This window comes from Microbacterium sp. NPDC087868, from assembly GCF_044900755.1.
GTDB lineage: Bacteria > Actinomycetota > Actinomycetes > Actinomycetales > Microbacteriaceae > Microbacterium > Microbacterium galbinum.
This window is the reverse complement of record NZ_JBJDNO010000002.1, coordinates 181,355-195,919: the sequence shown is the minus strand read 5'-3', so window position 1 is coordinate 195,919 and position 14,565 is coordinate 181,355. Positions and strand designations below refer to the sequence as shown.

The 14,565-nt window shown below is 70.1% G+C and carries 7 protein-coding genes; 5 read left to right on the top strand and 2 right to left on the bottom strand.

Going from position 1 to position 14,565, the window contains the following annotated elements; translation table 11 throughout:
- Positions 1-80 precede the first annotated feature (80 nt).
- From ACI2JZ_RS06390 to ACI2JZ_RS06370, 5 genes are all read left to right on the top strand, one after another.
- Positions 81-3,935, top strand: coding sequence for a hypothetical protein (locus ACI2JZ_RS06390; protein WP_404596922.1), 3,855 nt, complete (start codon positions 81-83; stop codon positions 3,933-3,935).
- Positions 3,936-4,229: 294 nt separating this feature from the next.
- Positions 4,230-6,257 carry a hypothetical protein gene (locus ACI2JZ_RS06385; RefSeq protein ID WP_404596921.1) on the top strand — a complete coding sequence of 676 codons (2,028 nt, stop codon included), beginning with the start codon at positions 4,230-4,232 and terminating at the stop codon, positions 6,255-6,257.
- A 106-nt stretch (positions 6,258-6,363) separates the two neighbouring features.
- The gene (locus ACI2JZ_RS06380; protein ID WP_404596920.1) at positions 6,364-7,755 is read left to right on the top strand and encodes a sigma-70 family RNA polymerase sigma factor; all 1,392 of its coding nucleotides are present in this window, start codon (positions 6,364-6,366) and stop codon (positions 7,753-7,755) included.
- A gap of 104 nt (positions 7,756-7,859) precedes the next feature.
- Complete coding sequence (locus tag ACI2JZ_RS06375; RefSeq protein WP_404596919.1) at positions 7,860-8,096, top strand: hypothetical protein; 237 nt, start codon at positions 7,860-7,862, stop codon at positions 8,094-8,096.
- A 23-nt stretch (positions 8,097-8,119) separates the two neighbouring features.
- On the top strand, positions 8,120-8,347 hold the full coding sequence (locus ACI2JZ_RS06370; RefSeq protein ID WP_404596918.1) for a hypothetical protein: 228 nt from the start codon (positions 8,120-8,122) through the stop codon (positions 8,345-8,347).
- Between the two features lie 40 nt (positions 8,348-8,387).
- On the opposite strand, the gene ACI2JZ_RS06365 is transcribed toward ACI2JZ_RS06370, so the two are convergent.
- On the bottom strand, positions 8,388-9,572 hold the full coding sequence (locus tag ACI2JZ_RS06365) for an alcohol dehydrogenase catalytic domain-containing protein (protein WP_404596917.1): 1,185 nt from the start codon (positions 9,570-9,572) through the stop codon (positions 8,388-8,390).
- A 185-nt stretch (positions 9,573-9,757) separates the two neighbouring features.
- Complete coding sequence (locus ACI2JZ_RS06360; RefSeq protein WP_404596916.1) at positions 9,758-14,443, bottom strand: ElyC/SanA/YdcF family protein; 4,686 nt, start codon at positions 14,441-14,443, stop codon at positions 9,758-9,760.
- Positions 14,444-14,565 lie beyond the last annotated feature (122 nt).

Below are 14,565 nucleotides of genomic sequence, written 5' to 3'. Positions count from 1 at the left end.
TTCCGGGCCGTCGCTCGTCTAGTTAAGGATCGCTGGCGCTCGGCGCCGGCCGCACACCATCTGGACGGGGAGGAAACGGAATGAGTAACGAGAGAGGACCGCGCGGGGGCGTGGTCGCACGAGGAGGCGCTCGGCGGGCGTGGCTGGCGGGGGTGCTGTCGTTCATCCTGGCCGTCACCGGTCTGCTGAGCGTTCCCGCTGCCGCCCAGGCGGCCACCGGCGATTACACCCTGACGCTCGACGCTCCGGAGAGCGTGGGCATCGGCAGCAACTTCAACTACACCGCGACGCTCGAGTTCGAGGGCGTCGACAGCGCGAACCCGGCGACGGGCGTGGTGCTCACGACCGTGCTGCCCGAGGGCACGAGTTTCGTCTCTGTGCCGACGGGCGGTGCCTCACCTGTGGCGAGCTCGTCGTACGATCCCGGGACGCGCACGCTGACCCTGACGCTCTCTGATACGACGCAGCCGCTGCTCGCGATCGTGTACACCGTCTCGCAGGTGCAGAACGAGCTCAAGCATGAGGGCACGCAACTCACGACGAGCATCACCGGTGCTGGCGCGCCGAGCGGCCCGGTCTCGTCGGAGCCCGTGACCACCGCGGTGACCGGCGACAACAACTACTCTGCCGACAAGCGAGTGGAGGTCGTCACCGGCGGTGACAACCGCAGTGTCACCTATCGCTTCAACGTGCGCACCGACAACCCCTTCGCGGGCAACACCTTCTCCTCCTGGGCGCAGAAGCTGACGGACACCTTCCCGGCAGGCACCGAGTTCGTCTCAGCATCCGCTCCGAGCCTCGGTGGCTCCTGGGACACCTCGTCCTGGCCGACCGCGGTCTGGCAGCGCGACGGCTTCTACGGACCCGCTGGCGGCAACGTAGACGACAGCGCGGAGGCCATCTGGATCACCGTGCGCTACCCCGCGACGGTTGCCGGTTGGGAAGACGGACAGCGCCCTCCGGCGAACACCGTGCAGCTCGAGACCGAGGATGCGAACGGCGCGCCGCACGCGGGATCTCCGGCGACCGCGCAGGGCCCCGCGTTCCTTCCCGGCACCGGAACCGGCGTCTCGGCAACCAAGACCGAAGCAGGACCGACCTCTGCCGGATTCCTCAGCCACACCACGCAGACCGGCGGGTCCTACACCGGTCCGTCTGACGCACCGAACCTCGACCAGCTCGTCATCACCGATTCCGGGGCGACGGGCACTCCGAACGCATCCTGGTTCCGGCACACCGACATCCAGCAGCTCCTCGTGACCTTCTCGAGCGGTCTCGCTGCGGCGAACCTGCCGTTCACGCTGGAGTACCAGATCGACGGCTCCAGCAGCTGGACCACCTACACCGGCACGACCTTCGGCACCGGGCGCACGGGGGCCGCACTCAACCTCGCCGTGCAGAACGAGGGCTCGGGAGGGTGGGTCAACTCCGGCCAGGACTCCCTCATCCTGCCGACGGGCTCGAGCCTGACGGGCTGGCGACTGATCGTCGCCCCGGGTGCCGAAACCGTGCCGGTCGGGTCGGAGGCCAAGGTGCGCATGGCCTTCCAGCCGGTCTTCCGCGACGTTGAGAGCGGCGTGCAGCCGACGGATGCCGCACCCGGCGTCTCGCCCGGGCCGCAGACGAACACGGTCGTGGTCAGCGGTGGAGCATTCTCGACTGAGGCGTCGAGCACGATCACTCCCGACGACTCCGTGTACGTGACGACCAACATCGGCGTGCCCTCGTCGCTGTCGGTCGGTGGCCCGAGCGGACTGGTGACCGCCGGCATCGTCAACCAGAACCCGTCCGAGACGTACACAGACTCGCAGCTGCGCGTGGTGCTCCCGTGCGGTGTGTTCTACGACACGACGCAGGCGATCGTCCCGGTCGACTCGACGTACCCGGGCGTGGCACCCACGCCGCGCATCGGTAGCGGTGCGACGGTGGACTCGACGACGCGTGTCGTCGGTGCGGACGGCTGCGAGCAGCAGGTCGTGGTCTTCTCGTTCGACGAGCTCCCGCCGATGCGTGCACCGCAGGCGCCGAATCACCGCTTCACGGAGAACTCTGGGTGGAAGTACAGCATCCCGGTGATCGCACTCGCACAGGCCTACGACCCGGACGACACCTCGGTTCCGTCGTACTCGTATGCGACGGTGAACGACCCGCGCTTCATCTCGACCGAAGTCGGGGGTACGGCTCCGGCGACGATTCCGATGACCGGCTACGGCCCGTTCTTCGGCGCTGACAACTACGACTTCGACCCGGCTCGCACGTCGGTCGCCGTCAGCTCGGGTCGCACGTCGATCAACACGGCCGGTGGTCTGCTGATCTCGAAGCTCTCCAGCGCCTCGGCGAGCGGCCCGTGGGCACTCGAGACCGAGGTCGGAGCATCGTCGTTCTGGCAGATCTACGTGAGCGATATCCTGCCCGACCCGGTCACCGACACCGTGGTGTTCGACAAGCTGCCGAGCATCGCGGACGGCGATGACTTCGACACGCGTCTCACCGGACCCATCACCGGCGCCCCGGACGGCGCGTCGGTCGAGTACTCGACCGACGCGGCCAGCGCCACCACCGGAACGTGGAGCACGGAGCCCCTTGGGGCCACCGCTTTCCGCATCTCGGCGGGAACGCTGACCAGCGGGGCGAACTTCACGCTGGTCGTGCCGGTGGAGAACCTGGGCGAGCTGAGCTACGGCCAGCGCGACACCAACGTGGCGTCGATCTCGGGCGTCTACCGCGGCACTCCGGTCGAGTTCGTCTCGAACGAGGCGGCCGTGACCGTTCTCGCGACGCCGAGCTTCTCGCTCGTGAAGAAGACGAACGGAGTCGAGTACGACGCCGCACCGGGTGCCCTCGTGGCGGCCGGGTCGACCGTGACGTGGACCTACGAGGTCACGAACACGGGCGACGCGCCGCTCGACGACATCGCGGTGTCGGATGCCTTCACCGATGGCTCCGGAACGACGGGTACGTTGACCCCGACGAGCGAGGCCGACGGTCCGCTCCTGCCGGGTGAGACGCGCACCTTCGAAGCGACGGGGACCGCGGTCTCCGGTCAGTACCAGAACACCGCCACGGCCACCGCGACCGCGGTCGACGACGAGGGTGCGGCTCTGCCGCAACAGCCCGCGCCGCAGATCGACGACTCCTGGTACCTGGCGGGCGAGTCGGGCCTGTCGATCATCAAGACGACGAACGGCGAAGAGGTCGCCTCGGCTCCGGGTCTCTGGCTCACGCCGGGCAGTGACGTCGAGTGGGCGTACACGGTCACGAACACCGGGCAGCTTCCGCTGATCGACGTGCTCGTCACCGACGTCGACTCCGAGGGCACGCTCGTGTTCGAAGACGTCATCGATCGCCTCGAGCCGGGCGAGAGCGTCACGCTCACGGCCTCGGGAACCGCGATCGTCGGCCAATACCGCAACACGGTGACGGCCGAGGCATCCGATCCCGCCGGCGAGGGAACGCTCGTCGCCGCCGATGACTCGTGGTACTTCGGCGTCGAGTCCGGTCTCGCGGTCGACAAGCTCGTCTCGGCTGCCGAGAACGGGCCCTGGACCGAGACCGTCGAGGTCGCGTCGGGGGCTGCGACGTACTGGCAGCTCACGGTCACCAACACGGGAAACTCGCCCCTGACCGACGTGGTTCTCAACGACCCGAAGCTCGACCAGTCGATCACCGTCGGTGATCTGCTGCCGGGTGAGGCGGCTGTTGTGGTGCTCGAGCTGGAGCGCACGACGCAGAACATCGAGAACGTCGTCACCGCGGCCGGTGCCGATCCGCTCGGCGGCGCGGTGACCGACTCCGACGACGCGTCGGCGACGGTGATCGTTCAGGGCCTCGCCATCACCGGTGGCGGGCTCGCGGTCGGATTCCTGGTGTTCGCACTGGGTCTGATCGCCGCGGGTGCGTTCTTCGTGATCCGCCGACGCCGCACGGCCGAGTAGCCGGCGGCTGACGCCCTGAGAGCGCCCGGGCATCCCTCGAGAGAGCGGATGCCCGGGCGCTCCGTCGTGGACGGAATGGCTCGCACATGAGTTCCACTGAATGCCCGTTCAGCGGTAAAGAAGTATTCAGTTGCATATATCTCCGGAACCCCAGTAGCCTCCGAGACGACGGTGCGTCAGATTCTCTGCGTTCATCCGTTGTCACTTATGCGTCGGCTACCCGGGCCGACCTGGTCGGCCACCCTGCCGACCGAGGGGAGGGGCGCCGTCGTGCGCCCGGAGATGAGGAAACCGATGGGGGAGTACACGAAAGACGCGCGCTCGACGCGCAGACGAACGACTCGCGGACTGGGGATCGCCACGGTCCTCGGCGCCGCAGCGGCGGTGGCTCTGTCACCGCTGGCGGCCTCGGCCGCACCGACGCCCGACGCCGGCCCGACGATCGGGGGCGCGACCGTGAGCGACACCGTGATCGGTGTGCGGTTCACGGACGTCTCGGCCGACCTCGGACCGTCGTACGCGCTCGGCGACGACGGCAACGCCTACGCCTGGGGCCTCAACTCGCTGGGACAGCTCGGCGACGGCACCACCACGAACCGCCTTACCCCGGTTCGGGTGGCGGCGCCCGCCGGCGTGACCTTCACCGAGGTCGCGGGCGGTGAGGGCTTCGCGATCGCCCTCGACCCCACCGGTCAGGCCTACTCATGGGGACAGGGTCCCTACGGCCAGCTCGGTGACGGCGACACGCAGAGCCGCACCGCGCCGGTCGCGGTGCAGATGCCCGCGGGCATCACCTTCACCGATGTCGATGCGGGCTCGTACCACTCGCTCGCCGTCGGTTCCGACGGCCTTCTCTACGGCTGGGGCTATAACGGGCAGGGGCGCATCGGCGACGGCACCACCACCCAGCGGAACACTCCGGTGCAGCTTCCCACCCCGGCGGGCGTGACCTTCACCACCGTCGACGCGGGGAGCACGTACTCGCTGGCCCTCGCGAGTGACGGATCGATCTACGCCTGGGGGATGAACTACGGCGGCACGCTCGGCGACGGCACGCAGAACGACCGGGCGGCCCCCGCTCTCGTGCAGACACCCGCCGGCGTGACGTTCACGCAGATCTCGGCGGGCAACAGCCACGCGCTGGCACTCGCCTCCACCGGCGAGGTCTACGCCTGGGGATCGAACCTCGGCGGACCGATCGGCACCGGCGACACCTCGGGCGACCCCGTGCTCACCCCCGCGATCAGCGCGATCCCCGCGGGGGTGACGATCGCGCAGATCAGCGCGGGTTCGTCGTACTCCCTGGCTCTCGACGGCAGCGGTCAGCTCTACTCGTGGGGCGCCAACGACAACGGCACGCTCGGCACCGGCACCACGACCGGCCGTTACGTTCCGGGTCTCGCGCAGCTGCCCGCCGGGGTGACGTTCACCTCGATCGACGCCGGCTCGCAGCACGCGCTCGCCACCGGCTCCGACGGCAAGACGTACTCGTGGGGTATCAACAGCATCGGCATGCTCGGCGACGGAACCAACCAGAACCGTCGGGCCCCCGGGCTCGTGCGCACCGAGGTCACCGTCACCGGCGTGACCTTCGACGGCATCCCCGGCACCGACCTCGTGCAGAGCGACGGCGCCTGGAGCGTCACGACGCCCGCGTACTGCGGACCGTCCGACGTGGCCGTCTCGTACATGCAGTTCGGCGTCGCGGCATCCGTGGTGTTCGATGACGGCTATGTCTTCGGCTCCGCCCCGACGATCACCGAGAGCCCCACGCCCTCGGTCGTGGTGGCCGGTCAGTCGGCGACGCTGACGGCCGCGGCCGACGGCGACGACGCACCGACGGTGCAGTGGCAGCAGGCGCTCACGGCGGGAGGCCCGTGGGAGGACATCGTGGGGGAGACCTCGACCTCGATCTCGGTGAACCCCACCGACACGACGTACTACCGCGCCGTGTTCACCAACTGCCTGGGCCAGGCGATCACCGAGCAGGCGACCATCAGCCTGCGCGCCTCGACCGGCGACCCGGGAACAGGCGACCCGGGAACCGAGAACCCCGGAACGGACGATCCCGGCACCGAGAACCCGGGCACCGAGAACCCCGGCACCGATGAGCCCGGTACCGATGAGCCCGGTACCGAGAACCCGGCGGGCGGCGGCAGCAGCGCGCCCGGCGCGGGTGCGAGCTCGAACGGCAGCGCCTCGGCGGACGCGACCCTCGCGCTCACCGGTGGCGGAGCGCCGTGGGCTCCGATCGCGATCGGCGGGGGACTGCTCCTCGTCGGTGCGGCCGGATTGCTCCTGCGCGGGAGGCGGTTGGTCTGACGAGCGCACGCCACGAATCGGCGGCACCGGATGACCGATGCCGCCGATTCGTGGCGCCGCCGGGCGTGCGGGAGTGCGCCACAATGATGATCGGGGAGGTCGTCAGATGGCAGTACGGGCACGGCAGCGCACGATCGATCCGGCGATCCTGCGCGAATACGCGGAGGACGACCGGCTCAGCGCGGCCGCCAACGCGGGCGATCGCGCGGCCGCCGGCATGTTCCTGCTCCGCAACCAGCGGATGCTTCTCACCACCGCTCGCCGACTCGCCACCAGCGGGATCGATCCCGACGACCTGCTCGCCGATGCTCTCGTCGGTCTGCTCTCGCTCTGGAAGAGCGGCACCGGACCGAAGGAGAAGGCGGGGGCGTACGTGATCCGCTCCATGCGCAACCGCATGATCGACGAGTTCCGCTCGCCGCGCTCTCGCGTGCTGCCGCTCGTCGATACCGAACACAACCTGCCGACGGTGATGCAGGACACGCGGCACATCGAGCTCGACGCCGAGTACCGTCGCGTGCGCGCAGCGCTCCTCCTGCTCCCCGACGATCAGCAGCAGGTGCTGCGCGCCACGATCATCGACGGACGCAAACCCGCCGAGCTGGAGGAAGAGCTCGGGCGGCCGGCGTCGTCGATCTACGCCCTCAGCCTGCGCGCCCGCAAGGGACTGCGCCGCGCCATGCTCCGGGTGATCCTCGAAGAGGACGATCCGCCCGCCGAGTGCCGTCACGCGGCCACGAGACTCCCCCCGGTGGTCACGGAAGACGTCGACGAAGCCGCGGACTCGGCCGGTATGGAGCACATCCGCGACTGCCCCCGTTGCCGCGCCGCGTGGGGTCGATTCGGCACCACGGCCTCGCTGCTCGGCGTCGCCACCGTGCTGCTGATCGGCAACATCGTGCTCGGCCCCACCAGCGCCGAGGCATCCGAGGAGCCCACGAGCGACGCGGAACCATCGGCCGAGCCGCCGTCCGCCGGATCACCGTCGGTCGGATCGAGCACGCCGAGCGTGAGGGGTGGGGCCGCGGCATCCGTCTGGCAGGTGCTGGGCAACATCTGGCCGGTGCTCGCGATCGTCACGGGTCTCGGCATCCTGGGCGTGGTCGTCGTACCGCCCGTGATCGAGCAGATCGCCGCCCCGGCGCCGATCGTCTCCGAGCTCGTCGTCACCTCCGACATCACCGGGCAGGGCACGGCGACTCTCGCCGTCTCGCTCACCGGGCGCGAGGAGTCGTCGACCGTCTCCCTCACCCTGCCCGAGGGGCTCGCGGTGGTCGCGGCCCCGACCGGGTGGGAATGCCGGCCGACGGATGCCGCGCTCGTCTGCACGGTCGAGGGGCAGCCGGACGGCCTGTTCGTGCTCAGCGACGACCGGGCCGAACAGGTCGGCGACTACCGCCTCGAGGTCTCGGCCGTCATCGGCGACCAGACCCTCACCGGCAGCGCCTGGGGCCAGATCGGTCCCGATTCGCAGACCGTCCGCGCGTCGATCGACTGAGCGCGGCGTCTACGTGCCGAGCGGATGCCTGTCAACGGGCATCCGTTCCGGGCCCGTCGCGGGCACGCTGGAATCCTCACGACCGACGACGAGAGGAGCACGACATGTCGAATCCCGAGGGTCTCATCAACTCCTTCGGTGCCGAGGAATCGGCGATCCGCCCCGAGGAGGAGGACCTGATCGAGGAGGAGCACGCCGAATCCGACGACGAGGTGTCGGCGGAGGAGCGCATCGCCGGCCAGGACGCGATCGGCGGCGGCGTCAACACCGATCCCGACCTCGGACTCGCGAGCTCGCCGTCGGACATCTCGGCCGCCGATCTTTCCGACGGCAACTCATGAGCGGGTCGGACTCGACCGCAGACATGCCGACTGGAGCCGAGGCCGAGGAGCGCATCGCGGAGCTGCTGGAGCAACGACAACGCGACGGCGTCGGGGTGGACGACGTGCCCGCGGGTGGCGGCGGTGCCGACGCCGGCGCGGCCGGCGCAGTGGGGGTCGACGACGACACGGATGCCGCGGCATCCGCCGACGCCGATTCCTACGACTCCGCGCACAACGACGAGCCGGGGGTCGGCAACCGCCGCCCGTGACGCCGCCCGTGACCTCGCCGGCAGCCGGGCGGGCACGGCCTCAGGCCGCCGACGGGTGCAGTACGACCTTGATGCAGCCGTCCTCCTTCTTCTGGAACGTGCGGTACAGCCCGGGCGCATCCTCGAGCGGAGCGTGATGGGTCGTCAGGTCCATCACCCCGAGCGGATCGGCGGCGTCCTCCACCAGCGGCATGATGTCGTCGATCCAGCGCTTGACGTTGCACTGCCCCATGCGCAGGCTGATCTGCTTGTCGAACAGCGTCTTCATGGGCATGATGTCGGCGTCTCCCGCGTAGACACCGCTGAGCGAGACCGTTCCCCCGCGACGCACCGCGTCGATCGATGCGTACACGGCGGCGAGGCGATCGATGCCTGCCTTGTCGAGCAGCTGGCGCGCGGCGGCGTCGGGGAGCAGCCCCACCGCCTTCTGCACGAACTCCACTCCGGCGTTGCCGTGCGCCTCGAGACCGACGGCATCCACCACTCCGTCCGCGCCGCGGCCCTCGGTGAGGTCGCGCAGCTCTTCGACGATCGTGTCGGTGAGATCGAAGGTGTCGATGCCGTGACGCTCGGCCATCGCGCGGCGTTCCGGAACGGGATCGACGGCGAGCACCCGGTAGCCGCGGTGCCGACCGATGCGAGCGACGAACTGACCGACGGGGCCGAGCCCCATCACCGCGAGCGTGCCGCCCTCGGGCACCTCGGCGTACTCCACGCCCTGCCATGCGGTGGGGAGGATGTCGCTGAGGAAGAGGTAGCGCTCGTCGGGGAGGTCGACGCCGATCGGGATGTGGTTGTAATCGGCCAGGGGCACCCGCAGGTACTCCGCCTGTCCGCCCGGAACCTGGCCGTAGAGCTTGGTGTAGCCGAAGAGCGCCGCCCCGCTGCCGTACTCGCGCACCTGCGTGGTCTCGCACTGCGACTGGAACCCGTGCGTGCACATGAAGCACTCGCCGCAGGAGATGTTGAACGGGATGACCACCCGGTCGCCGACCTTGAGCTTCGTCACGCCCGCGCCGACCTCGACGACGACCCCCATCGGCTCGTGGCCGAGCACGTCGCCGCGGTCGATGAACGGTCCGAGCAGCTCGTACAGGTGGAGGTCGGACCCGCAGATCGCCGAGGACGTGATGCGGATGACGGCATCCGTCGGTTCCTGGATGACGGGGTCGGGCACCTCCTCGACCGTCACGTTGCGGGTGCCCTGCCAGGTGAGTGCCTTCATCGTGTGCTCCGATCCGTGGGTGTCGTCCCACCGTCGTCGCGGTCGACGACGCCGGCATACCCGGTTGACAGGCCCCGGTGAGGGTGCTGCGGCGGGCGGCCCTTCGTCTCGTCGCTGCGCTCCTCGCTCAGGAACCGGGTTCCTGAGCGGGCGCAGCGAGACGAAGGGCCGCCCCTCGATTCGCGTTACTCGGTAGCGGCCCGGCGGCGGCGGGCGACGACGAGCGTCGTTCCTCCGGCGGCGAGCAGGGTGCCGAGGGCCAGAGCGCCGAGCGCGAGCTGTCCGCCGGTCGTGGCGAGTCCGTCGGGATCGGCGGCACCGCCACCGGTGCCCGGAGTCGTGCCCTCCCCCGCGCCGGGGTCGGTGCCCTCACCCGTCCCGGGGTCGGTACCCGGATCCGTCCCCGGGCTCCCGCTCTCGACGAGTCCGTCGATCGCCGCGCGCAGTGTCTCCGTTGCACGCGCGATGGTCGCGGCATCGGTACCGAGGTCACCGGCCACGGCCCGCGCCTCGAGGAGAGCCGACTGCAGAGCCGCGAAGCTCGCCGCCGTCCACCCGTCCGCCGTGATGGCAGCCGCCTCGGCGATCGTCTGCTCGAGAGCGGTCGCATCGGCGAGGCGCACCGTGATGTCGAACGTCTCGCTGCGGGTCTCGCCACGATCCGTGAACGTCACCGTGACGGTGCGGGCACCGGCCGACGAGGCGTCGAAGCCCGTGACCGTCGCGAGCGGGGTCACGTCGAGCGTCGATCCGTCGGCGTACGAGGCGATGACCGCCAGGCCGTCGTCGTCGAACGCGTCGCCCACCAGGTACGCGCTCTTGGTCGGGGCCGTGAGGGCGATCGCATCGAGCGCCGCCACCGCCGGAGCGTTCGCGGCGAAGGTGTTGTACTCACCGCGCACCCCCAGCACATCGGCGATGTTCTCGGCGATCGTGCGCTTCGTGCCGTCGTCGGCCGCCGGGGCTCCGAACGAGAACAGCTGGAACACGTCGTTGATCGCGATGTGGCCCGACTCGGCGACGACGCGTCCGTCGGCGTTGTGCGAGGCGGCGTAGGTCGCTCCCGAGCTGTAGACCGCGAGCGTGCGGCGCATGACCGACGCGCTCGTGATCACCGTGTACGACGAGTCGCCGCGCGCGCTGAGTGCGAGCATGGCGTGCTGCGCTCCCTGCACCAGGCTCGACGAGGTGTCGACGACGACGATACGGTCGGCCGCGACGCCGTTGGCGAGCAACCAGGTGCGCTGCGCACCGGCCTCGGTGATGCCGTTGCGCGCGGCTCCGCCGACCACGGTGACCGTCGATCCGGGGTTCGCGGTGAGCGCCTCGACCGCGATGCGCAGACGCGCGAGCGACGTCTCGGTGAGCGAACCGTCGTCGTTCAGCTGCGAGCCGGGCACGATGAAGGTGTGACCCTTCGCCGGGACCTCGGCCACGGCATCCGCGAACTCGGTCATCGTCAGCGCACCGTTCCACCGCTCGGCCAGGTCGGCGAGACGGTCGGCGTACTCGGGCGAGAACGCCCGGATCTGCGAGACGACGCGCAGGGCGTCGACCGCGTCGCCGAGGCGCTGCGCGTTGACGAAGCGGCCGACGAGCTGGCGCTGCACGCCGTTGTAGGCGTCGGTCTCCACGTTCACGCCCCACACCTTCGCGACGTTCTGCGTGATCGAGTCGCGCTCCGAGATCGAGGGCGGGTTCTCGGACGTGCGGTTGTCCATGTACGCGAGGTTCGCGACCGAGACGGGAGCGGATGCCGTGCCATGACGCATCTGCGCCGACAGCGCCGCCGCCTCGAACACGACCGTCGCGCGACGCAGGTGCGAGGCGCTCGACACCAGCGTGTAGCTGGTGATCGACGGGTCGGCCACGAGCATCTCCATGGTGTTGATGCCGTTGGTCGGGGTGTCGGTCGCCGCATTCTCGAAGATGATGCGGTCTTCGGAGATCCCCTGGCCGAGCAGCCAGGCGCGCATGACGCCGGCCTCTGTCTGGCCGTTGCGCACGACGCCGCCGGTGACGACGATGCGGGAGTTCGGGTAGGCGTCGAGACCGGCTTTCGCCTGCTCGAGACGACGGATGAGCTCGGGCTGAGCCGTGCCGTCGTTGTTCAGCGCGTAGCCGAGGATGATGAAGACGTGGCCCTGCTGCGGGAGTCCCGCGGGCACCGTCTCGTTGATGCGGAACGCCGTGTTCGCGGCATCCCACGTCTCGATGAGCTGCGACCACGCGGCCGAGAGCGCGGGCGAGGTGTCGCCCATGCGCGCGGCCGACAGGGCGGCATCGGCGGTGAGGTTGTTGCGCATCTGGCTGATCGCGCGCGGCACGAAGGCGTCGGCCACGGCGGCATCCGGTGCGGTCACGACATCGACGGGCTCGGCGACGGCACGGAGCACGGGGCGCTTGGCCTCGTCGCTCCACTGCCAGACGGTGTCGAAGTCCCAGCCGAGGGCGGTGAAGGTCGCGGCATCCTGCAGCTCGCGGGCGGTCTTCGGTGCGCCCTGCAGGTTGTCGGCCGACCCGCCGTTCACGGCCCAGCCGTTGACGGTGATCGTGTTCAGGGCGAGGTTGTCGCGCAGCGTCGGGTTGCCGACGCCGACCAGGCGCGCGGCGTTGCCGCTCGTACCCTGCACGGCGCCCGCGAGCGCGACGTTGCCGGTGATCTGCGCGCCGCCGTTGCCGACACCCGCGATGGATCCGACGTTCGCGTACGCCGCGGTGACGGTGACGGTCGTGTAGTTGTCGCGCACGATCGCCGAGCTGTCGTTCCACGCGGTGATGCCGCCGGTCTCCCACTGCCCCGACGCGCGGCCGGTGCTGTAGGTGTTCGTGACGGTGCCCCAGTTGTTCGACACGATGACGCCGCTGCGGTGCCCGCCGGTGACGACGCCGCCCCGCACGAACACCTGGTCGATGGTGCCGTAGTTGTTCGCGGCGACGACCGCCGCACTGGCGTCGACGGTGAGACGCGAGACAGGGTTCACGAAACCGAGTCCGCGGATCGTGCCGTTGTTCTGCGCGACGAAGCCCTGGTTGTTGGCGGTGACGATCTCGAGGCCGGTGATGACGTGGCCGTTGCCGCGCAGTTCGCCGGTGAACACGGGCACCGGCGTCCAGCGCGCGGTCATGGTGATGTCGGCGGTGAGTTCGAACGTGCCGTCCGGGTGCTGGCGCAGCAGGTCGAGGTCGGCCTCCGATGAGATCGTGTAGACCTGCTCGGCGAGCACGGTGATGCCGGCCGTCGCGGCGACGGTGTCGTCGGCGCGCAGCAGAGCGATCGTGCGGGTGCCGGTGCGGGCATCCGCCGGGATGACGACCTTGCCCGAGACCGAGCCGCCGGTCGTGGCGCGGAAGGAGCCGAGCACGGTCGCGCGGTCGTCGTCGAACACGACACGGTAGTCGGCACCGGCGTCGAGCCCGGACGCCGCGAACGCGAGCGTCGTCGAGACCTCGACCGTGTCGCCGTCGGGCAGCACGAGAACGGCGGCGCCGTCGGCGCCGATCACGGTCGGGGCGGTGCCGGTTGCGATGACCTCGACGTCGCCCGCGTCATCGACCTCGACGGTCGCGGTCATCGCCGCGGCCAGATCGATGCGCTGCCACGAGCCGGTCGGAGTGCCGGTGCGGTCGAGCGGGTAGCCCGATTCGATCTGCGTCTGGGCGAGCACCTCGGTGCGCTGCGCGTCGGTCAGCGTCGGGTAGGTGCTGCGCAGCAGAGCGGATGCCGTCGCCGGAACGGAGGGAGCGAGATCGGTCGGGCCGGTCTGCGCGAAGCCGTAGGTGAGGCGCTCCTGGAATGCTGTGATCGCCGAGGCGCGATCGGTCACGACCTGCGCCGTGCCGCCGGGAACCGCGGCGCCGGCGAACGGATCGTTCTGGAACGGCGTGCCGGTGGCGGCGCAGGCGGCGAGGTCGTCGCCGCAGTTCGTCTCGAGGTACGCGACGAGTTCGTCGCGGGCGGGGTCGATGACGTCGCGGCGGTAGGCGGCATCCGTCCATCGCTCGGCGACGAGCGCCTGACCGGCGATGCGGCCGCCCATCACGTCGAGGGGGTAGTGCATCCCCAGCACGATGCGGTTGGTGCCCATCTCGCTGACGCGCGAGAGGATGCCGGGGGCGAGCTCGGGCACGAGGGTCGCGAGGGTGAGGCCGGCGAGGTAGGAGTTGGTGGTGTGGCCCGAGGGGAACGAGGCGCTGGCGCAGTAGCCGCCGTAGCCGACACCGACGGTGCGCGGGTCGGTGAAGACGCCCGAGGAGTCGGTCATCTCGGGAACCTGCTCGATGCTCAGGCTTCCATTCGCCTCGGTGTAGGCGGTGCCGGTGCGGATGCCGGCGAGCGACGACGCGTTGTAGGTGTTCGCGTCGCAGGCGACGCCGGTGGTCGCCGGGTCGGTCGCGAGGAACGGACGCGGGTAGTTGAACGCGACCTTCGCGGCGTCGGTGTCGGCGTACCCGGCCATGCTGTTCATGAGCTCGCGGGTCTTGGGCAACTGTCCGCCGCGCAGGCCGTTGATGTAGATCGGCTGCAGGGTCGAGCCGAGACCGGTGCCCACGAGCAGCGCGGCGTCGTAGTTCGCGTCCTGCAGGGCCTTCAGCTGCTGCGCTTCGGTGGCGTGGTTGTTGATCCACACCGTGAGTTCGTCGTTGTGGGCGGCTGCCGCGGCGTTCGCCACCTCGCCGTCCATCGTGCCTCGGCCGTCGGAGTGCCAGATGGCGTCGTAGCCGCCGAGGATGTCGAGGGAGTCGGGGCGTGTGCCATCGCTCGGGTAGGTCGCGGCGGTCGCCGACAACGGGGTCGCCAGGGCGACGAGGGTGGCGGCCAACGCGGCGGTGAGAACCTTCGCCGAGCGCGGCCGTATCGGTTGCTTCATGGGGGATGCGTCTCCAGGGTGAGGGATGCGCGTCGGGGCACGCGCGACCTGGGGACACTAGCGGTGGCGGCGTAATCGTTCGGGTGAACGGGTGCGGGTTTCGGGGCCCGCCGGGTGAACGG